Genomic DNA, 24,960 nt, shown 5'->3' on the forward strand with positions numbered 1-24,960 from the left:
GCGTCTCTCCCTTTTGCTCGTGTTCGGTTGGCTTTCCAATTAAATCGGCTTTTCCGCTTGAGCGGGCAGATGGGAAGCGATAGTTTCGACCATCTCCTGGCGGGAGGAAGCATCGCTGTTTTGCCACAGCACTTCAAACAGGACGCCGAGACCAGGCAAGGTTTTTTCCTGGCCGCTTGCGATCGCATCGCTGATCGTTTCTTCTACCGCTCCGGAATCCGAGCCTTGCATTTTGTACATGATCGCTTGACGCAAATTGAGCGAGGCAATGTTCATACCTTAGCCAGCACCTCTCTTGTGAGAATAAATTCATGAGTTAGTATTTGTCTTCGCCGGATTGCTCATACCCCTTTGTCGCGAAGCGATTTCATTGTACACGGGCATCTTTTGGTTTCGCCTGTGCAAAGCTACGCTGTCTAATGCTATAATGCAAGTTATTGGATATAGGATCGAAGGAGAAGATCAGCATGTCAAAACAGTTTGCCATCATCGGAATGGGCCGTTTTGGTTCCAGTGTTGCCAGGACGCTGTACGAGATGGATTACGAAGTCATGGGCATTGATGAAAACGAAGAGCGCATCAATGAAAATATTCAGTATGTCACCCACGCTGTCGCGGCTGATTCGACAGATGAACGCGCCTTGAAGGAAATCGGCATTCGCAACTTCGACGTAGTGGTCGTGGCGATCGGGGTCGACATTCAGGCGAGCATCCTCACTGTCTTGACGCTGAAGGAGCTGGGCGTGAAAAAAATCGTCGCCAAAGCGCAAAATGAGCGGCACGGACAAGTGCTGTACAAAGTAGGGGCCGACCGCGTCGTTTTCCCGGAGCGGGACATGGGCGTGCGTGTGGCGCACAATCTCATCTCCGCAAACGTCCTCGACTTTATCGAGCTGGCGGAGGACTACAGCGTGGCAGAGGTCGTCGTATCGTCCAAGCTGGTCGGGCAAAACTTGAGACAGCTCGACATCCGCAGAAAGTACGAGGTCAACGTCATCGCGATCAAAAGCGGGGACAAATTCAACATCGCTCCAAGCCCGGATGAAGTGATCCAGTACGGAGACGTTCTTGTTGTAATCGGAAACAACAAAGACTTGAAAGCATTTGAGGAGCGGGCATAACGATGGCACATGAAATCATTACTTCAGTTCAAAATCCGCTGGTGAAAAGACTGCACCAGTTGCTCGATAAAAAAGGCCGGGAGGAGCAGGGACGCTACCTCGTCGAAGGCGCGCATCTGGTGGAGGAGGCGCTGAACAGCGGGGCGGAAGTGACGACCATCCTGTACGATCAGGAGCGCAGCCTCGATCCCGCCTGCCAGCGGGCATTGGCGAACCATCCCCAGGCTACGCAAGTAATCGCGGCGTCCGCTGCGGTTTTGGCCAAGCTGTCGGAAACGAAATCGCCGCAAGGAATCGTCGCGGCAGTGAAGAAGACGGCGAGTCAGTGGGACGAATGGGTTGACAAGCTGTCAGCCAAGGAAAATGCCCTGCTTTTGTTCCTCGATGAAATCCAGGACCCGGGCAATTTGGGCACGATTTTGCGAACGGCAGAGGCCGCCGGTGTGGATGGAGTCGTGCTGGGCAAGGGCAGCGTCGACATTTACAACGGAAAAGTCGTGCGGGCCACGATGGGCGCCATGTTCCGCCTGCCTGTCTTTTCGCGGGAGCTCGCTGCCACGGCAAACGAGTGGAAGCAGCAAGGCGGGCGTGTCCTCGTCTCGTCCGTGGCGCAAGACAGCGTGTCCTACGATCAGGCGAATTATTGCGGCAAGATCGCGCTCGTCATCGGCAACGAAGGCCGAGGCGTGTCCAAAGAGATGCTGGCCTGCGCCGACCAGCTCGTGCACATTCCGCTGTACGGCAAAGCGGAATCGCTGAATGCCGCCGTCGCGGCGGGCATTTTTGTGTATGAAGCGCAGCGCAACAGAAGACAGTGACAGCAAAGCAGGGATACTGGGGAAAAGAGTCCAGTGTCCCTGTTGTTTTTCGGGTGAATTTTGGGAGGGCGATCAGCAGGGCAAGGTGAAAGGGGGCGTGCTGTAGTTTCTGGATGGTGCGTTTTAGCTCGCGTGGCATTACAGTTTGCGCGGTATCCCAGCCCGAGCCGCCTTGCTGTCCGCGCCGCGCCTCGCAGCCCGAGCCGCTTTGCAGCCCGAGCCGCCTCCCAGCCCGCACCGCCTCACGCCGCATCAAAGTCCGCACCTCACCACCACCGACACCCTACCTCACCGCGCTTCTCATTCCCCGGTTTCCCCCACTTCCGCAAAGTACCCGATGAGAAAGTCGCGAAACTTACGCGCAGCAAGCGATAAGTACCGCTTCTCGTTCCAGGCAATCTGGAAATTGCGCTGGCACACGGGAAACTCAATCCGCAGCAGGTTCAGCGGGGAGCCCGGGCCTCCGCAGTTGCCTACGAGCGCGACGCCTAGCCCCGCCCGGACGAGGCTGGCAATGGCGGCAGGCTCGTCGACCCGGCAGACGAAGTTAGGCGTGATCCCGGCTTCTCGGAAAAACAAATCGTTCATTTTTTGAAAAGGAAACCCTTCCTTGTACCCGATAAACGGGTCCTCCGCCAGTTCGCTCAAGCGAACGCTTTTCCTCCCCGCAAACCGATGTCCGTGGGGAACGGCCAGGTACACTTCTTCTTTCAGGAGGGACACCGCGCTAATGTCGGGCCGATTGATTGGCAGCGCTGTAAAGCACATGTCGACTTCGCCAGCCTCCACCAACTGCGTCATTTCTTCCATCGAAGCTTGCGTAATCCGAAAGCTGACTTCCGGATACAGCGCGAGAAACTCGCCCAGCGCATCCGTCAACCGATCCAGCGTCGACGTGGCGAGGTGAATGCTCCCTTGTTCAAGTCCGGCCAGCTCGGACACTTCTTTTCTGCCTTCTTCCAGCAGGGTGAGCGCCTTTTCGACTTTGTCCAGAAAAGCTTTGCCGAACGCATTCAGACGAATCCGGCCTCTGTGTCGGTCGAACAAGGGAACTCCCAAGTCTTCCTCCAGCCTCGAAATCGTCTTGCTCAGCGCAGGCTGCGCGATGCACAGCTCTTGGGCTGCCTTCGTCATGTGCTCCGTCCGGGCTACCGTGCGAAAATAGTGCAACTGCAACAACTCCATGCGCATGCTCTCCTTTCCTATATACCTGAGTATATGATCTGTATGATTTAAGATATATTTTTGTTTATATGTAAGTGATTGTAAAATAAAGCATGCAAGGAGCACAACACACTTTGGCTCAACGTCTCCCAAGTGACTCGCTGGGCAGTGTCAGAGTGGAGGCTGAGCGTCCAGAAAGGTGCCGCCCACCAGCAAACAGCCTAGCGAAAATTCGCCCCACACCTGCCTCGCGCGCCCGTTTCCATCCAGCTTTCCTGGTTCTTGGGGCGCTCTGCACGAGCATAGTATGGTTTTGTTATATGCCTATGTGCCGTAGCCGTATGGTGATAGGCAACGAGGAAGGAACAGGAAAGCCGCTCAAAAGGTGGAGGACACGAAGCGAACAAACATCGAATGATGGGAGGATTCTTCATGAAACAATTGCAAATTGGCATTATTTTGGGAAGCACGCGCCAAGGGCGGGTAAGCCCGCAAGTCGCAAACTGGGTGAAAGGCATTGCCGATGGCCGCGGAGATGCGACGTATGAAATTGTAGATATCGCCGAGTTTCAATTGCCTTTTTTCGGGGAAGGCACAGGCAATGAGCCTGGCCTGGTCGCTTGGTCCAAAAAGCTTTCCAGCTTGGATGGATTCGTGTTCATCGTCCAGGAGTACAATCACAGCATCACGGGAGCATTGAAAAACGCGCTGGATTCGGCACGCACGGAATGGAACAACAAGGCTGCGGGCATCGTCAGCTACGGATCGACGGGCGGGGCGCGTGCAGCCGAGCATTTGCGCGGAATTTTGGGAGAGCTGCTCGTGGCAGACGTCCGCGCGCACCCGACATTTTCGATCTTTGCCGATTTCGAAAATTTCCAAACATTCAACCCCGCCGAACTGCACGTAGGTAAAGTAAACGCCATGCTAGACGAACTGATTGCCTGGAGCGGCGCATTAAAAACATTGCGTTAAACGTTGTTACCCAATCCGGAAAAATATAGGAGAGTTGCACAATGAGAGCAGCAGCATTTCGTTCAATAGGCGGACCAGAGGTCATGGAGGTCATGACGTTTCCCGATCCGCAGGCGGGTCCGGGGCAAGTTAGGGTCCGCGTGAAAATGGCCGGGGTACAGCATTACGATTGCGCGATCCGAAGCGGCTGGACACCCCAAGGCATTTCCGTAAAGCTTCCGCAAATTCCCGGCAACGAGTTCGCTGGCATCGTGGACCAGGTAGGCGAAGGCGTTAAAAAGTCCGCCTCCCCTTGCTTGGCGAGCTCAGCGCTGACAGCCGCGAACTGATCTGCCGCCCGCTCGCACAAAACAAAAGGCAAAAAGGCGAGAGCCGTTCAGAGAAAACCATTCTCCGGCGCTACCTCTTTCGCTTCTCCCTGCGCCATGCAAAAGAAAAACAAAAAGGCATTCCAACAACAAAGTTGAAATACCTGCATTCATGCCGCTATCAGCCGATCTTTTGCTCGCTTTTTTTCTCTTTAAATTCCTCGCGCGCCAGTTGCCACTGATCCTGCGCCATGCGGATGATACCGCTCTCAATCGTATGGTTGCGAAAAGCGAGCGCCTTGCCGAAATATTTGATCGCCAGTTCGAATTTTTCCAGACGGCGGTACAGCTCGCCGATCAGGTACAGCAGTCTGACCTCGGACATTTCCTTGTCACCGCGGGCATAGTCGGAGTGAATGTACGATTCCTCGTACTCGTCGACCGCCATCGCGATGAAGCGCAGCTCTTCCGGGAGATTGTCCATGTAGCGGTACAGCCAGGCGAGCCGCAAGTACAGGCCCGCTTTGACCGAGTGCGGCTGATCGGTCAGCTCGGCGGCGTAAATCGCCAGCTTGTAGCTGACAATCGCTTCCTGCACCTTGCGAATGGAGCCGAAATCTTTTGGCTGCCACTTCATGGAGATGTGCTCCTCGACGGCCTGTTTTTGCCACGGAGCGAGCTTGCTTGTGAACTGATCGGTGAAGGCGAAGCCGCATACCGGGCAGACGTTGACGGTATATAAAATCGGATTCAGCGACTGCTCCTTGAACGTGGTATAGAAGTCGCTGTCGCGGTGAATCATGGTAAGAGCGCCGGTTCTGATCCGTTTGGTGGAAAAAGTTGCTTGGCAATGCCGACAGACGCATGTCTTATCATAAAGGGCCGTAACCTTCTCGATCATGTCAAAAGTCCCCTTTCGGATTCGCGAAAATCGAACTAGGGAGAACAAGTGATATGTAACATTTGTATAATTGAAAGTTCTCTCTTGTTGCGCTATAATTTTCCTACATCTCGATTATAACGCAAAGCGATGACGGAGACTAGTACGCAGGTCCTATCTGTTTTTCAGGGAGAAGGTGCCACAGACTGCGAGCATCTTTAGCACGATAGCTGCCGAATTCACTCCGAAGCCGCACTCTGAACCGCTTTCGCGCAGTAGGAGCAGCCGGGTCATTCCCGTTACCAATGAGCTGAAGTGAGACAGAAGTCTCGTTCGCTGTTAGTGATATTGTCACAGCTTTGTCACGAAAGCGAGCCGTCTGTCTAACAAGGGTGGTACCGCGAGAAAAAAGTAACTCGTCCCTTTTTGGGGCGGGTTTTTCTTTTTTTATCTACAGAAAAAAGGAGCGATACGAAGTGCAAACTCGGTTGCAAGAAATGAAGGAGTCCGCGCTGGGGCAAATCAGCCAGGTGACGGAAGCTGCACAACTTCAGGAGTTGCGCGTCAAATATTTGGGGAAAAAGGGCGAGCTGACAGAACTGCTGCGCGGGATGGGCAGCCTGTCTCCCGAAGAGCGTCCGGTAGTCGGGCAACTGGTCAACGAAGTGCGGGAAGCGCTGGAGACAGCTTTTTCCAGCAAGCAGCAGGCGATTGAAGAAGCGGCGCTGAACGCGAAGCTGTCGTCCCAGACGGTAGACGTAACCTTGCCAGGGCGTCCGGTGCCTGCCGGAACGATGCACCCGCTCTCCCGCATCATCGAGGAGATCGAAGACATTTTCATCGGTCTGGGCTTCGAGGTGGCAGAAGGACCAGAAGTGGAGATGGACCACTTCAACTTCGAAATGCTCAACCTGCCAAAAGACCATCCGGCGCGCGACATGCAGGATACGTTTTACGTGACGGACGAAATTTTGATGCGCACCCATACGTCTCCGGTGCAGGCGCGGACGATGCTGAAAAAAGAAGGCAAGACGCCTGTGAAGATCATCTGTCCCGGAAAAGTGTATCGCCGCGACGATGACGATGCGACCCACTCCCACCAGTTCACGCAGATTGAGGGCCTCGTGGTTGACAAAGGCATCGGCATGAGCGATCTGAAAGGGATTCTGCTGACGTTTGCCCGCCAAATGTTCGGGGAAAACCAGCAAATTCGCCTGCGTCCGAGCTTCTTCCCGTTCACCGAGCCTAGCGCAGAGGTCGACCTGCAATGCTTCAACTGCGGCGGTCACGGCTGCCGCGTGTGCAAGCAAACGGGCTGGATCGAGATTTTGGGCTCCGGCATGGTGCACCCGCGCGTGCTGGAAATGGCCGGCTACAATCCGCAGGAAGTCAGCGGCTTTGCCTTTGGCATGGGGGTAGAGCGTATCGCGATGCTCAAATACGGCGTGGAGGACATCCGCCATTTTTATACCAACGACGTTCGTTTCCTGCGTCAGTTCAACCGAGGCTAGAGAGGAGAGGCAAAGATGAAGGTATCGTATCAATGGTTATCCGAATACGTCGATCTGAGTGGAACGACGCCCCAGGAGCTGGCTGAGAAGCTGACTCGCAGCGGGATTGAGGTAGACGCGGTAGAATCGCGCAACGCAGGTGTTTCCGGTGTAGTGATCGGGTATGTCAAAGAACGCAGCAAGCACCCGGACGCTGACCGTCTGAGCGTATGCGTGGTCGATGCGGGGCAAGGCGAAGACCTGCAAATCGTCTGCGGAGCGCCAAACGTAGACAAAGGGCAAAAAGTACCCGTCGCGCTGATCGGCGCAAAACTGCCCGGGGGCCTGAACATCAAGCGCTCCAAGTTGCGCGGCGTGGAATCCCAGGGCATGATTTGCTCGGCAAAAGAGTTGGGGCTAAACGACAAGCTGCTGGCAAAAGACCAGCAGGAAGGCATCATGGTATTGCCGGAGGATGCGGAAATCGGTATGGACGCAGTCTCCTACCTCGGGCTGGACGACTACGTGCTGGAGCTTGGCCTGACGCCAAACCGCTCTGATTGCCTGAGCATGCTCGGCGTTGCCTACGAGGTGGCCGCTATCTTGGGCAAAGAAGTGGTGCTGCCGCAAATCGAGCTGACCGAAGACGGCGGGGAGAACCCGCTGGAAGTTACGATCGCAGCCGAAAACGAATGCTACCAATACCACGGCCGCCACTTCACGAATGCCAAAATTGCGTCTTCCCCGCAATGGATGAAAAATCGCCTGATGGCAGCAGGCATTCGCCCGATCAACAACGTGGTAGACGTCACCAACTACGTTTTGCTGGAGTACGGGCAGCCGCTGCACGCGTTTGACGCGGCGCAGGTTCAGGACCGCAAAATTGTCGTCCGCCTGGCAAACGCAGGGGAAAAGCTCGTTACTTTGGATGACCAGGAGCGCGAACTGGATGAGCAGACTCTCTTGATCGCCGACCCGGCAAAAGGCTTGGCCATCGCCGGCGTGATGGGCGGAGCCAACTCCGAGATTACGAACGAGACGAAGGAAATCATTCTCGAAGCCGCCTGGTTTACGCCAAAAACAGTCCGCCGCACCGCCCGCACACTCGGCATGCGCACAGAAGGCTGCGTCCGTTGGGAAAAAGGCGTCGATCAGGCGCGCGTGCAGGAAGCGGGAGAGCGTGCCGCTGCTTTGATCCAGCAACTGTCCGGGGCCAGCGTGTCCAAAGGCATCCGCTCCGCAGTCGTAAACGAAGCGAAGCCGGCCGTTGTCACCGTGACATTGGACAAAATCAATCAACATCTGGGAACGAGCCTGTCTGCCGCAGACGTTTCCCCGATTTTTACGCGTTTGCAATTTCCGTTCACAACCGAAGGCGAAAGCTGGACCGTTACCGTGCCGACGAGACGCGGCGACATTACGCTGCCGGAAGATTTGGTGGAGGAAGTGGCGCGTCTGTACGGCTACGATAACATCCCGACCAGCCTGCCGACTGGCTCGACCACGCAAGGCCAACTGACGCACGAGCAAAAGCTGCGCCGCACGATCCGTCACCATCTGATCGGCACGGGCTTAAGCGAGGCGATTTCCTACGCACTGGTGCACCCGGACCGCGTGGAGGCAGTTGCGGGTCTGCATCAGGAAAAAGTAAACCCGGTGTCCCTCTTGATGCCGATGAGCGAGGAGCATAGCACGCTGCGCACCAGCCTCGTTCCAAGTCTGTTGGAAACCGTCGCGTACAACAAAAATCGGCAAAATCACGACGTCGCCATTTTTGAGCTGGGCCGCGTGTTTTTGACGCGCGAAGAGTCGCTGACGCAGCTTCCGGAAGAGCGTCTGTACGTGGCAGGTGCGCTGACAGGGCAGCTTTTGCCGCAAAACTGGATGGGCGCGAAACAGCCTGTAGACTTTTATCAGGTCAAAGGGATTGTCGATTCGCTCCTGGCGCGCCTGGGCATCCGCACAGCCCAGTACAAAGCGGCAGCGGACATTGCCGGCATGCACCCAGGCCGTACAGCGGAAGTATGGGCAGGCGACAAACGGTTGGGCTATCTGGGGCAAGTACACCCAGGTACGGAAAAAGCGTACGATCTGTCTGAGACGTACGTGTTCCAGTTCGATGTGGCTGTGCTGATCGAGGCGGCTGCCGAGGTTGGACACTACAGCCAGTTGCCTAAGTTCCCGGCGGTAACGCGCGACCTGGCGCTGGTCGTAGACCGCAGCGTGCCTGCGGGTGCGTTGGAAGCGACTATTCGCGAAGCGGCGGGCGAGCTGCTGGAGTCGTTGACCTTGTTCGATGTGTACACAGGCGAGCGGATTGCACAGGACAAGAAGAGCATGGCGTTTGCTCTCGTGTTCCGTCACGCGGAGCGCACCTTGCAGGATGAAGAAATCCAGCAGGTGACAACCGCTGTCGTCGAAGCGTTGAAAAACCGGACGGGTGCCGAACTGCGGATGTAAGATGGCTTGACGAACTCTGACATTTTCAGTAACCTAAAAAGGATACAGTAGAGCAAAGGTCGCAGTAGGGAGGAACCCCTCGTGCAAGGTGATGGGAAAAATCGTTTGACGGTGGATATCTTCGGCCAACAATACCGGCTCAGTGGCAAGGCAAGTGTCAATCACATACGCATGGTGGCCGGTTTCGTTGATGACAAGATGAACGAAATCGCGAACGGCAACCATCGACTGGACACCGCTAAAATTGCCGTACTCTCTGCGGTAAACATCGCGGATGAATACTTCCGCTTGCGGCAGGAGTACGAAGAACTGCTGAAGATCCTTCAGGAAGATGCAAATGATAAGCCGATAGATTAAGGAGAAAAGAGGGGCGCTGGCCTCTCTTTTCGCGTTGTGCGGCAAAAGCTTGGACAAAAAGGAGGGGCAACTCATGGAAGTGGGCAACCAACTGGCTACAGATAGCGAAGACTGGACGCTGGCAGAAAAAAACGAGAAACTGGGAGCGGTCTTGCGCGAAATGGGGACAGTGCTGGTGGCGTTTTCAGGCGGCGTTGACAGCACGTTTTTGCTGGCGAGGGCGGTTGAGGAACTGGGCGAGGCAGCGATTGCCGTGACTGCCGCTTCGGAAACGTTTCCCACCCGCGAGTTTGAGGCGGCGAAGAGGCTTGCCGCCCAGCTTGGCGCACGGTTTGTCACAACGGAAATTCGCGAGATGGAAAATCCGAATTTTGTGTCCAATCCGGTGAACCGCTGCTTTTATTGCAAAGACGGCCTGTACGAGCATTTGGGCCGGATGGCCGAAGAAAACAGCTGGAATGCGGTCATTTGCGACGGAGCGAACATGGACGACCGCGGCGATTACCGTCCCGGCCGTGCCGCCGCCGCCCAGCGCGGTGTGCGCAGTCCGCTACAGGAGGCCGGGCTATACAAAGACGAGATCAGGGCGCTGTCCAAGGAGAGGGGATTGCCTACGTGGAACAAACCGTCCTTTGCCTGTCTTTCCTCCAGGATTCCCTACGGCTCGGAGATTACGCTGGAAAAAATCGACCAGATCGACCGGGCGGAAGGCTATCTGCTCAGTCTTGGCTTTCACCAGGTCAGGGTCCGCCACCACGACACGATTGCGCGCATTGAGGTCAGCCCGGCGGATTTCAGCCGCCTGCTCGCCCGCCATGTCGAGATCAACAGGACGCTGCAAGAGATCGGCTTTTCCTACGTGACGCTCGATTTGTTCGGCTATCAGACGGGCAGCATGAACGCTGTGCTGGGAACGGAAGTGAAAAAGCAGCATGGATGACGTCAAACGCATTTTGCAGCAAGTCGCTTCCGGACGGTTGAGCGTGGAGCAGGCCGAGGAGCAGCTTTCCGGGATCAGCCGCCTGGACTACGCCACTCTCGATCTGGCGCGTTCAGCGCGGACGGGATTTCCCGAAGTCGTCTACGGAGAGGGCAAAAGCGCCAGTCAGCTCGTCGGGATTATGGAACGGCTGCGCGAGCATCAAAAGCTCGTTTTGGTCACCAGGGCAAGCGAGCAGCAAGCAGACAAAGTCCGGAAGCGGTGGCCAGACGTCCAGTACATAGCAGAGGCGCGCTTGCTTTTGTCCACAAAAGAGCTGCTCGTGCCGGAGCGTGACGGCTACGTCGCGGTCGTGGCAGCGGGCACGTCAGACTGGCAGGTGGCGCAGGAAGCGGCCTGGACGGCGCGCTGCTTTGGCAGTGAGGTCAAGGTGATTGTCGATGTGGGGGTCGCCGGAATCCATCGGCTGTTCCAGCGCCTGGAGGAGATCAGGGGTGCCAGCGTCATCGTCTGTGTGGCCGGCATGGAGGGGGCGCTCGCCAGCGTACTGGCTGGACTCGTCGACAAGCCGGTTATCGCGGTGCCTACGAGCGTCGGCTACGGCGCCAGCTTTGGCGGCGTTTCGGCGCTGTTGACCATGCTCAACTCGTGTGCTAACGGAGTCGCGGTAGTCAATATCGACAATGGCTTTGGCGCAGGCTACCTGGCTGGGATGATTCATCGCCAGTCTGCACAACCGCAATAGAAGGCCGATCAAACTGAAAAAGAGCCAGCCCGCATGTGACGGGTTGGCTCTTTTCGCGTAAAGCGGATCTTACGTTTCCTGGCGGTTTCCGGCATCCCCATTGCGCATGTCCATATGGGTCTTGATCGGAATGAACAGGTCGATGATCCCGATTACCAAAGACGCCAGAAGCGCTCCGATGACAGTCACATGGAAACCGGAGACGATAAACTGTGTCAGGTAGATCACGACAGCGCTGACGAGGAAGCCGATGATTCCGCGATTGTAGGGGGAAATGCGATCTCCGAACATGGCTTCCACGACCCAGCCCAAGAGGGCGATTACGACAGCGGCAAGAAAAGCAGTCCAGAAGCTGCTTACAGAAAACCCGGGTACCAGAAAGCCGACGAACATCAGGACGACGGAAGCGACGACGAAGCGGACGAGATGACGCATGATCGTCATGTAAACTCCTCCTTTTGGATTGGTTCATTTTCATTCTGGCTATTTCCGAGCCGAACTATGCCAAAGCGGGTGCGTGTAAAATTATCCTTGGAACGGCTGACATGATATAATGAGGAAATCGCAGTGATTGAAGGTTCAGACCGTTGTACTTATCCGCTTAAGTCCGACGGTCGCCGGTGAGGAAATAAGGAGGATACAGTGGAACAACGGGTATTAAAAACTTTGGAATACGATAAAATTATCGCCCTGTTAGTCGACAAGGCATCTTGCACATATGGAAAAGAAAAAGCAGCGGAACTGACCCCCTTCGTGCGGCTGGACGAAGTGAAAATCGCCCAGCAGGGCACCGAAGAGGCTGCCACTGTCCTGCGCCTGAAAGGCAGCGCTCCGCTCGGCGGCATTCGCGATATCCGCGGTTCTGTGCAGCGCGCCAGGCTGAATGCGATGCTCGCGCCGATGGAGCTATTGGACATCGCCAGCACGGTCATGGCGGGGCGCCGTTTGAAGACGTTTTTGCTGGACATGTGCGAGGACCACGAAATGCCGCTCATAAAGCAGCAAGCCGAGCGCATCGAAGGCTTGCGCGAGCTGGAAATGGAAATTCGCCGCTGTATTGACGAAAACGGAGACGTCATGGACAGCGCCAGCATGGAGCTGCGCCAAGTGCGCCAGGAGATCAGGCAGGTGGAGTCGCGCATCCGGGAAAAGCTGGACCAGATGACGCGCTCCTCTTCTTATCAAAAAATGCTGATGGAAAACATCGTCACGATTCGCGGCGATCGCTTTGTCATTCCCGTGAAGCAGGAATACCGCCACGTGTTCGGCGGGATTGTCCACGACCAGTCCGCTTCCGGAGCTACGCTGTTCATCGAGCCGGAAGTGATCGTGTCGATGAACAACAAGCTGCGTGAACTGCGACTGCGGGAAGAGCGCGAGGTAGAGCGGATTTTGTACCTGCTCACCGAGCAAGTCGCTTTTGCCGTGGATGCGCTCGTCGAGAATGTCGATGCGCTGACCGAGCTTGACTTCATGTTCGCCAAAGCCCAGCTTGCCTGGAGCATGAAAGCCGTCTGTCCCAAGCTGAACGACCGCGGCTATTTGAACATGAAAAAAGCGCGCCATCCGCTGATCCCGCGCGAGGTCGTCGTTCCTGTCGACGTCGAGCTGGGCGGCGAGTACCAGGCGATCGTCGTGACGGGTCCGAACACGGGCGGGAAAACCGTCTCGCTTAAAACGATCGGGCTTTTGTCGCTGATGGCGATGGCGGGACTGCACATTCCGGCAGAAGAAGAGAGCGAGATGACGGTGTTTTCTTCCGTGTTTGCCGACATTGGGGATGAACAGTCTATCGAGCAAAGCCTTTCCACCTTTTCCAGCCATATGAAAAACATCATTTCCATTCTGGAAAAGATGGACGCGAAAAGCCTCGTGCTGTTCGACGAGCTGGGAGCGGGTACGGACCCGACAGAAGGGGCGGCGCTCGCCATGTCGATCATCGACCACGTGATTGACTCTGGAGCCAGACTGGTCGCCACTACGCACTACAGCGAGCTGAAGGCGTATGCGTACGACAGGCCCGAGGTCATCAACGCCAGCGTGGAATTTGACGTGCAAACCTTGCGCCCGACGTACCGTTTGCTCGTCGGCGTGCCGGGACGCTCCAACGCTTTTGCCATCGCCAGACGTCTCGGACTGCCCGAGGCGATCATCGAGGTGGCCCGCGGCTCCATCAGTGAGGAAGACAACCAGGTGGAGAGCATGATCGCTTCTCTGGAGCGCAACCGCAAATCCGCCGAGGCTGACCGACTGGCGGCAGCGGCGGCGAGAAAAGAAGCGGAGGAATTGCGCCGTCAGCTCGAGGAAGAACGCGCCCGGTTTGCCGAGGAGAAAAACAAGCTGATGGAACGGGCGGAAGACGAAGCGCGGATCGCCGTTCAATTGGCAAAAGAAGAGGCGGAGACGATCATTCGCGAGCTGCGCGAGATGAGAGACGAAGGCGTGGAGATCAAGGAGCACCGGCTGATCGATGCGAAAAAACGACTCGGCAATGCCGTGCTTGAGCTGGAGAAGGAAAAAGTGAAAAAGCCGGCCAAGGCCGTTCGCGCCACCCAGATCAAGGTGGGCGATGAAGTCATGGTCACCAGCTTCGGCCAAAAAGGAACCGTGCTGGAAAAGGTGAACAACGACGAGTTTCTCGTCCAGATCGGCATTATGAAAATGAAGGTCAGACGCGAAGACATGAACGTGCAAAACTCGATTACGCAAAAGCCGCAAGCCGCGCCGTACACATCCGTCAAGCGCAGAACGGCCAGCATTAAAATGGACCTCGACTTGCGCGGATACAACGTCGAGGACGCCATCCGGGAAATGGACCAGTTTCTCGACGATGCGCTTTTGGCTGGACTGCACTCGGTTTCCATCATTCACGGACACGGTACGGGCGTTTTGCGCAAAGGTGTGCATGAATATTTAAGAAGCCACCGCAACGTCAAATCTTTCCGCCTGGGCGGACAGGGGGAAGGCGGCGTTGGCGCGACCATTGCCGAACTGAAATAGAGATGTCGGGAGGAGATTCCATGGCAGGCCTTCTGCACAATCCATATTTTGCAACTGCTGCTTACTTTACCGTTACCGGACTCGCGATGATTTTGTTTTTGGCGATTTTCGAGCTGGTGACGCGCTATCGTGTATGGGCAGAGCTGAAACGTGGGAACATGGCCGTCGCGATGGCAACGGGCGGAAAAATTTTTGGCATCGCCAATGTTTTCCGCTATTCGATTCAGGCGAATCTTTCTTTAGGGCAGGCTTTGATCTGGGGTTCATTCGGTTTTTGCTTGCTTCTGATCGCTTACTTTATTTTTGAATTTATGACCCCCTCGTTCAAGGTGGATGAGGAAATAGCCAATGACAACAGGGCGATCGGCTTCATCGCGATGGTCCTGTCCATCGGCTTTTCTTATATTATCGGAGCGAGCCTGTCCAAGTAGGGCGCACTGTTTTTCGATCAGAAGCGGGGAGGGAAAGCGTGTGGGGATGGGAAGCAACCGTCCGGAGCAGTTCGCAGCAACCGTATGGGAAGGCGGCAAGGAGCGCAGCATCTCGCTTGCGCGGGGGGAAAACTTGCTGATGGCGCTGGTGCGCGCGCAGCTTCCGATCGATTTTTTCTGCACGACGGGAAAGTGTCGAACTTGTATGGTCAGGATGAATATTCCAGCAGGCTCGGCCCCTCCGCCGTCCGAGACCGAGCAATACCGTCTGGGAGAAGCCGTGCAGCAAGGGTATCGGCTTGCCTGCCAAGTTTATGTGACCGGGCCGCTGACCGTATTTTTGGACACTTCCGGTTCGGCATGAAAACAAACCCTTGTTGAACGATATTTCAATCGAGAGTATAATTAGGATTTGGCAGAGAGTTCCGCACTTTTTTTCCCAGACGGGTGCGGTCCCATGCCCTTTTGGACAGGGCCAAAGCCGACAATATGAATCATGGGGAGGAGCAGCCTTGGAGACGTTGTACAAGGTCCTCATAGGATTGTGCGTGGTTTTTATCGCTGCGGGCATTTACTATCTGTCATAAGCAATTTGCAAGTTGGCCGCGCGACTGTACGGTTGCACGGACCTTACCTTAGAGAACGTGAAAGAGGAGATACGCAATGACTCAGCCTGTGCGCGTAGCTGTAGTGGGATTAGGGTTTGTTGGCTTGCCGCTTGCTCTTACCTATGCCATGAAGGGAGCAAACGTCGTCGGCGTTGACGCCTTGCCTCACGTCGTGGATGAAATTAATGCGGCGCATTCCCACCATTTGGAGTCCTATCAGGGGAAAACCTTGCCGGAGATTCTCAAGGAACAAATTGAAGCAAAGCGTTTCCGCGCTACCACTTCCTACGAGGAAGCGGCTGCGGAAGTCGATCATTATATTGTGACCGTCGGTTTGCCGGTGCATAACGGCGACCCGGATCTCGGACCGTTGAAAAGCTGTGCCCAATCGCTCGGCAGCGTGCTGAAAAAGGGCGATACGATCATGATTCGCAGCACGGTCGTTCCAGGGACCACGGAAGAAGTGCTGAAGCCGATTCTCGAAGAAGTGAGCGGCCTCGTCGCAGGCGTCGACTTTTATTTGACGTACTGCTCCGAGCGGATTGCCGAAGGACGAGCTTTTGAAGAGTTCATCCACATGCCGCTCGTGCTTGGCGGCATCAACGAGCAGAGCGCCAAGAAAGGAAAAGAGCTGCTTTCCTTCATCAGCGAAACAGACATTACGATCTCGGACATCCGCGTGGTCGAAACCGCCAAAGTCATCGAAAACATCCAGCGCGACGTCAATATCGCGATGGTTCAAGAGTTCGCCCGCTTTTCCGAGGCGTTCGGGATCGACACGTTCGAGCTGATTAAGGTTGCCAACACGCACAAGCGCGTGAACCTATTGACGCCTGGTCCTGGCGTTGGCGGCTTCTGCCTGCCGAACGCCCTGTATTACTTGCAGCCAAAAGCTCGCGAGCTGGGCGTGTCGCTGCCGATCTTGCAGCAGGCGCGCATGACTAACGATGCTGTGCCGGAAGTGCTGATCGGCATGCTGGAAAAAGCGTTGCAGCAAAAAGGCAAGACGCTTGCAGGCAGCCGTGTAGCTGTACTGGGGCTTGCGATGAAGGACTTCTCCAACGACGACCGCGTCAGCCCTGTGCACGACATCATCAAGCTGTTGCTCGCCAAAGGAGTCGAGGTGCGCTCGTATGACCCGGCGGTACCGACTGCGTACGAGCACAAGCAAGACAGTCTGGAGGCAGCCGTTCGCGGTGCCGACGCCTTGATTTTGACGGCTGTGCAAAAACAGTTCGCGGACGTAAACTGGGATGAAGTAGCGGCGCAAATGGCCGACTCCGCGATTTTGTTCGATACGAAAAACCGCATTCCGCTCAACTCGGTCAGCAAGGCTACTGTTGTGCGCATTTAATCAAGCGCAAATGACAGCAAGTGGTCGACCGACCGCTCTCCGATAGCGAAATACCGCGTGCTGGGAAGTTGCGCGAGGGTACGGGTGCAACCAAACCGGAAAAAAAGAGCCTCTGTAAACGCCTAGCGAAAGCGTTTATGGAGGCTCTTTCGTCTCGCAATCAGGCAAGTTAGAGAGCTTTTCGACTGTCTTGAACCGGAGTGCTTTTTCGCAGCAAGGAGGGCTGGCAGAGCCGTTTTCGCCGCGCTCTCTTTTTTGGATGTATAACTCGTTTCGTTTATGGCAATAGTAACCAGGTAAGATCATATTTCAATCATGTAAGGGATACATGCTAGGAGGCAAAAATGGAACGTGGTAGAGTAAAATGGTTCAACAGCGAAAAAGGTTTCGGTTTTATCGAACGGGATGGTGCGGATGATGTGTTCGTCCACTTCTCCGCGATTCAGGGAGAAGGCTACAAATCCCTGGATGAAGGGCAAGAGGTCGAGTTTGACGTGGAAAACGGTCAACGCGGCCCACAGGCGACGAACGTTCGCAAACTGTAAAAGCCAAAAACGACAAACAGGCCCACTTGCTGGGCCTGTTTTTTTGCATTCCGGCGCAATCGCCTTTTTTCCCACACCCTTTGTCCGGCGGCTGCATTCCTGGCGCCACGCGGACGCATCGGCCACACAGGTTGCGGGCGGAGGCGGAACCTACAGCACAGGAGGCACCCATGCTGCGCAAAGGAAGGCAGAAAAGCAGCTCATAACGGAGCGCGAAAAAGGCACGGCGCTATGCCCTGCCTATTTCCTTTTGCCACGAGTAAAGTCCTAGAAAAACTCTGCCTCGGAAGCGAGGTTCAGCATCGCCCGCATCGTTTTGTACAAGTCCTGCGGATCGTCCGTGCTGTAATAAACGGTGTTTGTCGCCGTCTCATAGCGGGTGTGAGGGACGATTGCCGCCATTTCGGCTTGGCCGGCATGGGAAAACTCCATGGCCAGCGTAAGCGGACTGTCGTTCGTAAACGGAGCGATGGCGGATACATTGCCAAGCGCAAGCGCCGCCTGCTCCTTCAGTGCGGCGGTCGCGTCCTCGCGCGACAGACAGATAGCGGCTGTGCGCGACACCGCTTCCTTGACGATCGCTGTACGGATGCCAGGAATCAGCTCCCGCGCTTCTTCGGCGATGAGGTTGTCGCCGGACACCATGATGACCGGAACGTTGTACAAGCCCGCGATTGCCGCGTTAAAGCCAAATTCGCCTACGACCCGTCCGTTGATGTACATGTTGCGGACGACGCCGGACATGGTGTGGCTGAGCACGCCAGGGACCCCTTGGCGGGTATGGTAGCCGATAAACATAGCGGCATCGAAGCTCTCATCTAGCCCCTGCATCATCGAGCAATCGCGGGGCGAGCCAGCGAGCAGCCGCGCTTTCGGGTGCAGCTTTTCCCACAAAATGTTGTTCATCGTATTGTGGCTGTCCGCCACGACGATTTCCGTCGCGCCGCTGGCAAGCGCCGCTTCGATCACCGCGTTGGCGTCATCGGTCATGAACTGGCGGCCGCGCTGGTAGTTTACGCCCGAATCAGGATTGATGTAGCTGGTGTCGACGATGCCGGAGATGCCTTCCATGTCTACCGAGAGAAAAAGTTTCATGCTTCGTGTCATCCTTTCACGTGCGATTCATAATTGTTCCAGTTCTATGTAACCAGATTGTCCCTGCGGAGGCAACCATGAATCCAGATTGTTCAAACAGTTTTTACCCGCCAGCGGCAGCGCAAAAAGCACGAGCAGCGTCCATCAGACGGCCAGTCGTGCTTCGCTTATGACAACAGCTTTCGGTACAGAGACAAAATTTGAGCGGTCATCTGCTGAATCGTGAAAGTGGCTTCGACCTTTTCCAAGGCGTTTTGCGCCAGCGTCTCGCGCAGTTGTGGCGAAGTCCAGAGCTGTTCCATTGCTCGCGCCAATGCTGCGGAATCGTTCGGCTCGACAACCAGTCCCGTGCGCTCGTGGAAGACGAATTCCTTCACGCCGCCCACGTTGCTTGCGACGACAGGCACTTTGGCGGCCATCGCCTCGATAATCGTGTAGCCGAGCCCTTCGTACAGGGAGGAGTGAACAAAGCCGTCGATGGCATGCAGGCAAGCCGGAATGTCCTGCCGAAACCCGGCAAAGCGGACGCGCTCCGCAAGGCCCAGCTCCTGCACCTTCGCTTCCAGCGCCGGACGTTCCGAGCCGTCGCCGATCAGCACGAGATAAGGCGACGCTGCTTTGTCCTGCACAAGCGCGTGAAAGGCGTCGAGCAGAATCGGCAAGCCTTTGACTGGAACGAATCGCGCTACGGTTCCGAACAAAAAGGCGTCCTGCGGCACGTTCCACTCCGCGCGAAAACGGCTGCGGTCGCTCTCGCGAAGCTGATCCTGCTGGTAAGGAGACAAATCCATCCCGTTGTAGATCACGCTGATCGCGGAACTTTTCACGCCCTGCTCGCGCAAGACGTCGGCAATGGCGCCGCTGATGGCGATGTAGTGCCGATTCCAGTGGCGGGTGCTCCGTTCCATCATGCAGACGATCGCGTAGGCCAACGCGCCTGCGTAATCGTAGCGCAGCGAGCTGTGTACGGTCGTCAAGAGAGGCACCTTCATGCCGAGCGCGGCCAGCCGGGAAAAAAAGTTGGCCTTGATCCCGTGCGTATGGATGATCGCTGGCCCAAAAGCGAGGAACGTGCGCCGCAAAGCTTGCAGCAGACGAATGTCAAATCGGCCGAACTGGTTCAACGCAATCACCTTGATGCCAGCAGCCCGCAGCTTCTCGGCAAAGAGCGAATCGTAGAAGCAGACGACGGCGACGTCTACTTCCTCCGCAGGAAAAGTCGTAACCAGATTGAGAATATGTTGTTCCGCACCGCCAAATTCCCCCCCGCCAATCACGTGGAGGACGCGTAGTTTGCTCATGTAAATTCACCCGAATCTTATTCAAGAAAACCTCTGTCGAGGCTTGTTCATGGAGGAGCGATTGTTTTTTTAAAAAGAAAAAAGCTGGCACAGCGCCGCGAAGGGCTGCGAGCCTTCCATGCGTAAACAAAGCCATTCTCACTATAGCAGATGGCTGATAGATTCGCAATAAGACAGCACTTGTGGTATCGTTTAGGATGGAAAACGTAAAAACGAGAAGGACGGTTACAAGATGAAAGCGCACAACGTGTTAATCATATGCTACATATTTCCTCCCATCGGCGGCGGCGGTGTTCCACGGCCGTTGAAAATGGCCAAATATTTGGGGGAGTTCGGCTGGAACGTCCACGTGCTTACCGTCGATCCAGTCTACCACGCCACGCTTGATCCTTCACTTCTGGCGCAGCTTCCAGGCGAGGTGAACATTCATCGGGCAAAAGAGTGGCAACTGCTGCCGGGGAGAGGACAAGCCGCTGCCGTTGCCGCAGGTAGCTCGACTGACGCCGCCCCGCGTGTATCGTTGAAGCAGCGGGTGAAAAAGCAGGTCGTGAACGTCTTGAAAAAGCTCAAGCCGTACTTGTTGATCCCGGACGACCAAATTCTCTGGCTGCCCAATGCGCTCAAGCTCGGACGGGAAATCATGCGCCAGGAAAAAATCGACGTGATTTTTTCCACCTCTGGCCCTGTTACCAACCACTTGATTGCCGAGAAGCTCGCGGATGAGTTCGGCTGCAAATGGGTAGCGGATTTCCGCGATCCGTGGACGCAAAACATGCACACCTCTGGCATTGCCTGGCGCGAACGGTTGGAGGAGCGGATGGAAGCGAGAGTGATGGCAAAGGCCGATGCGATTACGACCGTCACCGCCACTTTTGCCAAAAACTTCCAAAATAAGCATCAGGAGCGAATCAAGCGGATGGAGCTGATTTACAACGGCTTCGACCAGGCCGACTTTCAGGAGCTGACGCCAAGCTATGCGGCGCCGGGAAAATTCCATGCGGTCTACGCGGGCATTTTGTATCAAAAGCGCAATCCGCGGCTGTTGCTGCAAGCGATCCGCGAGCTGATCGACGAGGGGCAGGTAGACAGGCAGGAACTGCTGCTCAGCTTCGCAGGCGTGTTTGACTATCCCGGGTATTCGGAAAACCGGGATTGTGTGGAAGCGCTGGGACTTGCTGACATCGTGCGCGTATTGGGCAACCTGCCGCACAAGGAGGCGCTCGGCTTGATGAAAGCAGCCGATGCCCTGCTGCTCATCGGGGACGTGTCCGCTGACGCGGGTGCGTACATTCCGGGCAAGCTGTACGAATACATGGGGATCGGCAATCCGATTCTCGCGCTGAACAAAGCAGGGGAAGCGACAGAGATTATCGAAAAGTTCCGTCTGGGCCAGGTGGCTGATCCGGAGCATAAGGATGCGATCAAGCAGGCGTACTTGCAACTGTATCGCGAATGGAAGGAGCAGAGCGGGAAGACGGGCAGCGGCGAGGCGCGCGGGGCAGATTTTGCGGAGCGCGTGAAGCCATACGAGCGCCGCGAGCAGGCGAGACAGCTTGCCGACCTGATGAACGAGCTGGTGAGCGGATAACGGAACAGCGTGCCGAGCCTCGGGCCTTGCAAAAGGCTGCGGGGCTATCTTTCTATGCCAAAACAAGATGAGGTGGAACGTGAATACTGCCATACTGAGCTTGCGGGCGTACAATTTCTTTTATTTTTCCCTGTTGTCCATTTTCATTTCGTTTTTGCCCGTCTATTTGACTTATCGCGGCATCACGCCGGCGCAAATCGGCGTACTGATCGGGGCAGGTTCGTTTATCGGCATATTGTCCCAGCCGTTTTGGGGGATGATGAGCGACCGCTACAAGACGATCAGGCGGATCATCCTGTTGACCTTAGGTCTGTCCATCGCGGCAGGAGTCCTGCTGTTCACCTCGGCTTCGTTTTTCGCGCTGTTTTTGCTGGTCGGCGCGATGTATTTTTTCCTGCTGCCGACCGATCCGTTGACCGAGAGCCTCAACTACCGGATTGCCGAACTGCACGGCACAAGCTTCGGCTCGATCCGCACGTTTGGCGCAGTCGGCTACGCAACGGCGTCGCTGTTCATCGGCTGGACGCTCGATCGGCTGGGGATGGGGCAGCTCGTCTGGCTGTTTGTCGGCTACGGCGTGTTTGCCTACGCATGCGCGCTCGTCATGCAGGATGCGCCTGCCAGCAGCAAGTCGTTGTCCTGGCAGGAGTTGAAGCAGTTTTTCCTCTATCCGCAAACGCAGCGCTTCTTTCTGCTCGTGCTGATTGCGGCGACTCCGCACCGGACGAACGACAGCTTCCTCGGCGTCTACGTGCAGAGCCTGGGCGGCACGACGGGGGATGTCGGGCAAGCGTGGTTTTTGGCGGCGGTGAGCGAGGTCGCGTTTTTCGCGATCAGTGCCAGACTGCTCGCCCGCTGGAGCGAACTCAGGCTGATAATGCTCGCCTCCGCGCTGTATGCGATCCGCTATGTGCTCTGTGCAATCGCCCCTTCGGCGGAGTGGGTCGTTTACTTGCAATTGACGCAAGGCGTCACGTTCGTCCTGTTTTACACAGCTACGATTCAGTACTTGTACAAAATCATCCCGGAAGAGTGGAAGGCGACAGGGCAAACAGTACTGGCCGTGTTGTTTTTCGGCATTTCCGGCATCATTGGCTCGCTCGTCGGCGGCTGGCTGTTCCAGCAAGGCGGAGGGGCGGCGCTCTACTGGGCGATGGGGATATGCTCGGCAGCCGCCTTCGTCTACAGCCTGATCCTGGCCAGAGCCGGCAAGGCAGCGGGCGGCCTCGGGCTGTAAGAGAGCGACGCCTTGACGAAGCGCAGCAAACAAAAGAGCCTGCCGCGAATTTACTCGCAGCAGGCTCTTTTTTGTTGCCAGCGGCTGTAGCGAAGCCAGCCCCTAGTACAGCAAATATTTTTCCACTTCTTCCGGCTCTTTGATGTTGATGCCGCCTGTGTCGCCGTACTTGTACAGGTTGAACTTCACCTGCTGGTCCATCGTTCCGGCCTCCGGCAGCGGCAAGATGATCCATGTCTCGTACTGGTGGATCAGGCGATCTTCCTTGCCGTACCAAAACGTCGCCTTGATTGTCGATTCTTTCAAAATATATTCGAGGTCAGGGCGGTCGCCGACCAGCTTTTTCAACGGTTCAAACAGCGGGCTTTGGCTGTCTTTTAGCCATTGTGCGCCCGTCATCTTCACCTGGAAAGGCACGCAGACGACGCCGATTACTTTTTCATCCGGCAATTGCACTGCCCGGTCCATGAACGGCAGCCAGTCCTCGAAGCCTTTCAGCACGTCGAATTCGAGCGGCTCATCCGGGGCTGTCACCCAGTAATCATTCGTGCGGATGTAGCGCTTGTCGCCGATGCGATAGTACGTATAAGGCTGTGCGGCGATGCGCGTGCCGACGTTGTACCCTTTGTCGTTGAGGACGGCTCCGTCGAACATGCTGGTCGTCGTCCGGGCGAGGATACGGTTAAGCACGTGGCCTCTGTACCAGAATGCCTGTGCTTCTTCCGCCGTTTTCCCTTTTTCCAGAGCGGTTTTCAGCCATTCGGCAGCCGATTCGGTTTGGGCCGTAGTCGGCGGCGCGGGCTGCGTATCGAAGTTGGTGGTGGCAAATGCCTTCGTGCCGGACTCATACGTGCAGCCGCCGAGCAGGGAGGCTGTGCAGATGGCAGCGAGCAATGCCCATGCCTTTGTCAGTTTACGCATGGCGAACCCTCCTTACGACTCCGTAAACGAGCAGTCCCGCGAACAGAACGATGGTCAGCCAGAATACAGGGATGCTGTGCTGTTTGAACACGAGAATGCGGTGCGTATTTTCCATGGAGGCGATGATTTCGTTTTGCTTGTCGCCGTCGATGTCTCCAATCTGGACGTTGATGAGCGGCAAGTAAATGCGCCAGTTTTGCTTCAGGCCCTCCGGCGTGTAGTCGTAGCCGGACAAGTAAGGCGCGTCCGTCGTGCTGACCCAGCTTCTCGCCTTGGCGATGATCTCCGGCGTCTGGTCGCTGCCAACCGCGGCGAAGTTGGAGAAGCGGAAGCTTTTGTCGTGAGCGTTGCTCGCCCAGAGAATGTCCCAGGTACCGTCTGGCTTTGGCTTCAGAATGTACGAAGGGCGGCCTGCTACGAGCAGCTCGTCTACTTTGTCGTGGTCGATGTCGGCAGGGATGAACTCGCCTGTTGCAAGCTCAGCCTGCTTGCGGGTCAACTGGTACGCTTCTGTCAGCGTGCCGTCCGGTTCGACAGCCAGCACACTCAAATGCTCGCCAATGACAATCAGACCTTCGCGGCCATCCGGCAGCATCATCGTCGAAAGCAGCTTGGTGGCTTTTGTAGTGCCGCCAAATGGTCTGCCGTCATACGTACCGGTCAGCATGCCGTTTGTGATGTGCAAGTTTTTGTAGTTGCGGCCCAGCTCCTGGCGCACATCCATGCTGCCCTGATTTTGTTCCAGCATGTTGGCGATGTTGTTCAGATCGAGCACAAAGGCGCGGTGAGCCGTTGTGCCCGCCTGCATCATCGCTTCGGAATACGACTGACGCTGCACGTTCGGTACGAGTTGCCCGTCCTTCATGGTGTAATACGGGAAGCCAGGGTAGTCGGTCGGCAGCATTTCCTTGATTCGCGTCATGGCTTCTGCCGGGATTTGCTCGTTTGGCATCCGCACCATTTGTCCGTCTTTCCAGGTCAGGATGTAGAGCGTGAGCGGCTCCGCTTGCAAATGGCGCAGCTTTTCTGCCAACGCCTGTTTCTCTTCCTCTGTCTCCGGCTTTTCTGTCTTTTCGGGCAACGGCAGTTCCTCGGCGTTGCCGTAGGTGACGATCTCCATTTTGCCGTCGCCGTCGACGTCGTACAGCGTCATCGGGAAGTAGTTCACCCAGTCGCCGTTATACAGCCGGCTGGACTCGTACTGCACGGTAAAATGGCTCAAAGCCGTCAGCGTATAGCGGTTGAATGTGACATTGGCCAGCACGGCGATCAGCACGAGCGAGCCGACTGCGCGCCAGTTCAGGCGGCCGTACCATTTGGCGAGCAGGGCAATGACGATGATGGCAACCGCGCCACCGATCAAAAGAGCCGCTGTCGTTTTGACGTCCACGCGGGTCAGGGCGCGATCCAGCAGCAAAAAGCCGATCGTAAACACGAGCACCTGGCGCCGTTCAGACGGATGAATCACGTAGTAGCAAAAAGCGAGCAACGGCAGGAAAATCAGCAAAGCGATCCACGTCAAGTCAAGAAACGCGGGCTTGACGAGCAAATGGTAGATCAAAAACAGGGCAATGGCGTACAGCGCCCAGCTTATCGTAGAGAGAATAGGATTGCGGCGCATA

At 56.1% G+C, this 24,960-nt stretch carries 23 protein-coding genes and 1 pseudogene; 16 read left to right on the top strand and 8 right to left on the bottom strand.

Annotated elements, in window-relative coordinates; translation table 11 throughout:
- Nucleotides 1-39 precede the first annotated feature (39 nt).
- Nucleotides 40-276 (bottom strand): small acid-soluble spore protein SspI, encoded by a 237-nt coding sequence (gene sspI / locus AC3WQH_RS05985; RefSeq protein ID WP_005829290.1) that lies wholly within the window; start codon nt 274-276, stop codon nt 40-42.
- Nucleotides 277-467: 191 nt separating this feature from the next.
- Between sspI and AC3WQH_RS05990 the strand changes: the two genes are divergently transcribed.
- The gene (locus AC3WQH_RS05990) at nt 468-1,121 is read left to right on the top strand and encodes a potassium channel family protein (protein WP_005829288.1); all 654 of its coding nucleotides are present in this window, start codon (nt 468-470) and stop codon (nt 1,119-1,121) included.
- A 2-nt stretch (nt 1,122-1,123) separates the two neighbouring features.
- Nucleotides 1,124-1,939 (top strand): 23S rRNA (guanosine(2251)-2'-O)-methyltransferase RlmB, encoded by an 816-nt coding sequence (gene rlmB / locus AC3WQH_RS05995; RefSeq protein ID WP_492331943.1) that lies wholly within the window; start codon nt 1,124-1,126, stop codon nt 1,937-1,939.
- A 300-nt stretch (nt 1,940-2,239) separates the two neighbouring features.
- Here rlmB and AC3WQH_RS06000 read toward each other — a convergent pair whose 3' ends face one another.
- A complete protein-coding gene (locus tag AC3WQH_RS06000) occupies nt 2,240-3,124 on the bottom strand; it encodes a LysR family transcriptional regulator (protein WP_007776612.1) in 885 nt (294 codons plus the stop codon).
- Between the two features lie 411 nt (nt 3,125-3,535).
- Here AC3WQH_RS06000 and AC3WQH_RS06005 point away from each other — a divergent pair, with 411 nt between their 5' ends.
- Complete coding sequence (locus tag AC3WQH_RS06005) at nt 3,536-4,078, top strand: NADPH-dependent FMN reductase (RefSeq protein ID WP_283858942.1); 543 nt, start codon at nt 3,536-3,538, stop codon at nt 4,076-4,078.
- Nucleotides 4,079-4,119: 41 nt separating this feature from the next.
- Nucleotides 4,120-4,353 (top strand): annotated as a pseudogene (locus AC3WQH_RS06010) (alcohol dehydrogenase catalytic domain-containing protein); the annotation flags it as partial.
- A 214-nt stretch (nt 4,354-4,567) separates the two neighbouring features.
- Here AC3WQH_RS06010 and AC3WQH_RS06015 read toward each other — a convergent pair.
- On the bottom strand, nt 4,568-5,287 hold the full coding sequence (locus tag AC3WQH_RS06015; RefSeq protein ID WP_025844144.1) for a DUF2225 domain-containing protein: 720 nt from the start codon (nt 5,285-5,287) through the stop codon (nt 4,568-4,570).
- Nucleotides 5,288-5,742: 455 nt separating this feature from the next.
- Here AC3WQH_RS06015 and pheS point away from each other — a divergent pair, with 455 nt between their 5' ends.
- From pheS to larB, 5 genes are all read left to right on the top strand, one after another.
- On the top strand, nt 5,743-6,777 hold the full coding sequence (gene pheS, locus AC3WQH_RS06020) for a phenylalanine--tRNA ligase subunit alpha (protein ID WP_005829276.1): 1,035 nt from the start codon (nt 5,743-5,745) through the stop codon (nt 6,775-6,777).
- A 15-nt stretch (nt 6,778-6,792) separates the two neighbouring features.
- Nucleotides 6,793-9,216 carry a phenylalanine--tRNA ligase subunit beta gene (gene pheT / locus AC3WQH_RS06025; protein ID WP_122952555.1) on the top strand — a complete coding sequence of 808 codons (2,424 nt, stop codon included), beginning with the start codon at nt 6,793-6,795 and terminating at the stop codon, nt 9,214-9,216.
- 81 nt (nt 9,217-9,297) lie between these two features.
- A complete protein-coding gene (zapA, locus tag AC3WQH_RS06030; RefSeq protein ID WP_005829271.1) occupies nt 9,298-9,573 on the top strand; it encodes a cell division protein ZapA in 276 nt (91 codons plus the stop codon).
- 73 nt (nt 9,574-9,646) lie between these two features.
- Nucleotides 9,647-10,513 (top strand): ATP-dependent sacrificial sulfur transferase LarE, encoded by an 867-nt coding sequence (larE, locus tag AC3WQH_RS06035; protein WP_005829270.1) that lies wholly within the window; start codon nt 9,647-9,649, stop codon nt 10,511-10,513.
- A complete protein-coding gene (gene larB / locus AC3WQH_RS06040) occupies nt 10,506-11,258 on the top strand; it encodes a nickel pincer cofactor biosynthesis protein LarB (protein WP_007776633.1) in 753 nt (250 codons plus the stop codon). The genes larE and larB overlap by 8 nt, the downstream gene beginning before the upstream one ends.
- Before the next feature lie 69 nt (nt 11,259-11,327).
- On the opposite strand, the gene AC3WQH_RS06045 is transcribed toward larB, so the two are convergent.
- Nucleotides 11,328-11,702 (bottom strand): phage holin family protein, encoded by a 375-nt coding sequence (locus tag AC3WQH_RS06045; protein ID WP_005829266.1) that lies wholly within the window; start codon nt 11,700-11,702, stop codon nt 11,328-11,330.
- 198 nt (nt 11,703-11,900) lie between these two features.
- Between AC3WQH_RS06045 and AC3WQH_RS06050 the strand changes: the two genes are divergently transcribed.
- From AC3WQH_RS06050 to AC3WQH_RS06070, 5 genes are all read left to right on the top strand, one after another.
- Nucleotides 11,901-14,258 carry an endonuclease MutS2 gene (locus AC3WQH_RS06050; RefSeq protein ID WP_005829265.1) on the top strand — a complete coding sequence of 786 codons (2,358 nt, stop codon included), beginning with the start codon at nt 11,901-11,903 and terminating at the stop codon, nt 14,256-14,258.
- A gap of 20 nt (nt 14,259-14,278) precedes the next feature.
- A complete protein-coding gene (locus tag AC3WQH_RS06055) occupies nt 14,279-14,689 on the top strand; it encodes a DUF350 domain-containing protein (protein ID WP_005829263.1) in 411 nt (136 codons plus the stop codon).
- A gap of 46 nt (nt 14,690-14,735) precedes the next feature.
- Nucleotides 14,736-15,053 carry a 2Fe-2S iron-sulfur cluster-binding protein gene (locus AC3WQH_RS06060; protein ID WP_005829262.1) on the top strand — a complete coding sequence of 106 codons (318 nt, stop codon included), beginning with the start codon at nt 14,736-14,738 and terminating at the stop codon, nt 15,051-15,053.
- A gap of 299 nt (nt 15,054-15,352) precedes the next feature.
- Complete coding sequence (locus AC3WQH_RS06065; RefSeq protein WP_007776639.1) at nt 15,353-16,651, top strand: nucleotide sugar dehydrogenase; 1,299 nt, start codon at nt 15,353-15,355, stop codon at nt 16,649-16,651.
- Nucleotides 16,652-16,995: 344 nt separating this feature from the next.
- Nucleotides 16,996-17,196, top strand: coding sequence for a cold-shock protein (locus AC3WQH_RS06070; RefSeq protein ID WP_005829259.1), 201 nt, complete (start codon nt 16,996-16,998; stop codon nt 17,194-17,196).
- 267 nt (nt 17,197-17,463) lie between these two features.
- Here the strand turns inward: AC3WQH_RS06070 and AC3WQH_RS06075 are convergent, their stop codons facing one another.
- Both AC3WQH_RS06075 and AC3WQH_RS06080 read right to left on the bottom strand, forming a co-directional pair.
- Nucleotides 17,464-18,291 carry a M55 family metallopeptidase gene (locus tag AC3WQH_RS06075; RefSeq protein ID WP_007776642.1) on the bottom strand — a complete coding sequence of 276 codons (828 nt, stop codon included), beginning with the start codon at nt 18,289-18,291 and terminating at the stop codon, nt 17,464-17,466.
- A gap of 167 nt (nt 18,292-18,458) precedes the next feature.
- Nucleotides 18,459-19,592, bottom strand: a complete 1,134-nt coding sequence (locus AC3WQH_RS06080; protein WP_005829255.1) for a glycosyltransferase — start codon at nt 19,590-19,592, stop codon at nt 18,459-18,461.
- 232 nt (nt 19,593-19,824) lie between these two features.
- Between AC3WQH_RS06080 and AC3WQH_RS06085 the strand changes: the two genes are divergently transcribed.
- Complete coding sequence (locus AC3WQH_RS06085) at nt 19,825-21,180, top strand: glycosyltransferase family 4 protein (protein WP_492331944.1); 1,356 nt, start codon at nt 19,825-19,827, stop codon at nt 21,178-21,180.
- A gap of 79 nt (nt 21,181-21,259) precedes the next feature.
- Nucleotides 21,260-22,417: an MFS transporter gene (locus AC3WQH_RS06090; RefSeq protein WP_007776646.1), complete on the top strand. Its 1,158-nt coding sequence runs from the start codon at nt 21,260-21,262 to the stop codon at nt 22,415-22,417.
- 102 nt (nt 22,418-22,519) lie between these two features.
- Here the strand turns inward: AC3WQH_RS06090 and AC3WQH_RS06095 are convergent, their stop codons facing one another.
- Together AC3WQH_RS06095 and AC3WQH_RS06100 are read right to left on the bottom strand one after the other, a co-directional pair.
- Nucleotides 22,520-23,338: a hypothetical protein gene (locus AC3WQH_RS06095; protein ID WP_007776647.1), complete on the bottom strand. Its 819-nt coding sequence runs from the start codon at nt 23,336-23,338 to the stop codon at nt 22,520-22,522.
- Nucleotides 23,331-24,959, bottom strand: a complete 1,629-nt coding sequence (locus AC3WQH_RS06100) for a DMT family transporter (RefSeq protein WP_005829249.1) — start codon at nt 24,957-24,959, stop codon at nt 23,331-23,333. The genes AC3WQH_RS06095 and AC3WQH_RS06100 overlap by 8 nt, the downstream gene beginning before the upstream one ends.
- Nucleotide 24,960: the final 1 nt, after the last annotated feature.

It is taken from the genome of Brevibacillus sp. FW301-21C12A (assembly GCF_058788915.1).

What these genes read in the sequence shown, in the direction of transcription:
- AC3WQH_RS06070 (WP_005829259.1), top strand. Translation starts at nt 16,996, where the DNA reads ATGGAACGTGGTAGAGTAAAATGGTTCAACAGCGAAAAAGGTTTCGGT.
- AC3WQH_RS06095 (WP_007776647.1), bottom strand. Translation starts at nt 23,338, where the DNA reads ATGCGTAAACTGACAAAGGCATGGGCATTGCTCGCTGCCATCTGCACA.
- AC3WQH_RS06000 (WP_007776612.1), bottom strand. Translation starts at nt 3,124, where the DNA reads ATGGAGTTGTTGCAGTTGCACTATTTTCGCACGGTAGCCCGGACGGAG.
- AC3WQH_RS06005 (WP_283858942.1), top strand. Translation starts at nt 3,536, where the DNA reads ATGAAACAATTGCAAATTGGCATTATTTTGGGAAGCACGCGCCAAGGG.
- AC3WQH_RS06080 (WP_005829255.1), bottom strand. Translation starts at nt 19,592, where the DNA reads ATGAGCAAACTACGCGTCCTCCACGTGATTGGCGGGGGGGAATTTGGC.
- AC3WQH_RS06045 (WP_005829266.1), bottom strand. Translation starts at nt 11,702, where the DNA reads ATGACGATCATGCGTCATCTCGTCCGCTTCGTCGTCGCTTCCGTCGTC.
- sspI (WP_005829290.1), bottom strand. Translation starts at nt 276, where the DNA reads ATGAACATTGCCTCGCTCAATTTGCGTCAAGCGATCATGTACAAAATG.
- rlmB (WP_492331943.1), top strand. Translation starts at nt 1,124, where the DNA reads ATGGCACATGAAATCATTACTTCAGTTCAAAATCCGCTGGTGAAAAGA.
- AC3WQH_RS06015 (WP_025844144.1), bottom strand. Translation starts at nt 5,287, where the DNA reads ATGATCGAGAAGGTTACGGCCCTTTATGATAAGACATGCGTCTGTCGG.
- AC3WQH_RS06055 (WP_005829263.1), top strand. Translation starts at nt 14,279, where the DNA reads ATGGCAGGCCTTCTGCACAATCCATATTTTGCAACTGCTGCTTACTTT.
- AC3WQH_RS06065 (WP_007776639.1), top strand. Translation starts at nt 15,353, where the DNA reads ATGACTCAGCCTGTGCGCGTAGCTGTAGTGGGATTAGGGTTTGTTGGC.
- AC3WQH_RS06085 (WP_492331944.1), top strand. Translation starts at nt 19,825, where the DNA reads ATGAAAGCGCACAACGTGTTAATCATATGCTACATATTTCCTCCCATC.
- pheT (WP_122952555.1), top strand. Translation starts at nt 6,793, where the DNA reads ATGAAGGTATCGTATCAATGGTTATCCGAATACGTCGATCTGAGTGGA.
- AC3WQH_RS06075 (WP_007776642.1), bottom strand. Translation starts at nt 18,291, where the DNA reads ATGAAACTTTTTCTCTCGGTAGACATGGAAGGCATCTCCGGCATCGTC.
- larE (WP_005829270.1), top strand. Translation starts at nt 9,647, where the DNA reads ATGGAAGTGGGCAACCAACTGGCTACAGATAGCGAAGACTGGACGCTG.
- AC3WQH_RS06060 (WP_005829262.1), top strand. Translation starts at nt 14,736, where the DNA reads ATGGGAAGCAACCGTCCGGAGCAGTTCGCAGCAACCGTATGGGAAGGC.
- AC3WQH_RS05990 (WP_005829288.1), top strand. Translation starts at nt 468, where the DNA reads ATGTCAAAACAGTTTGCCATCATCGGAATGGGCCGTTTTGGTTCCAGT.
- larB (WP_007776633.1), top strand. Translation starts at nt 10,506, where the DNA reads ATGGATGACGTCAAACGCATTTTGCAGCAAGTCGCTTCCGGACGGTTG.
- AC3WQH_RS06100 (WP_005829249.1), bottom strand. Translation starts at nt 24,959, where the DNA reads ATGCGCCGCAATCCTATTCTCTCTACGATAAGCTGGGCGCTGTACGCC.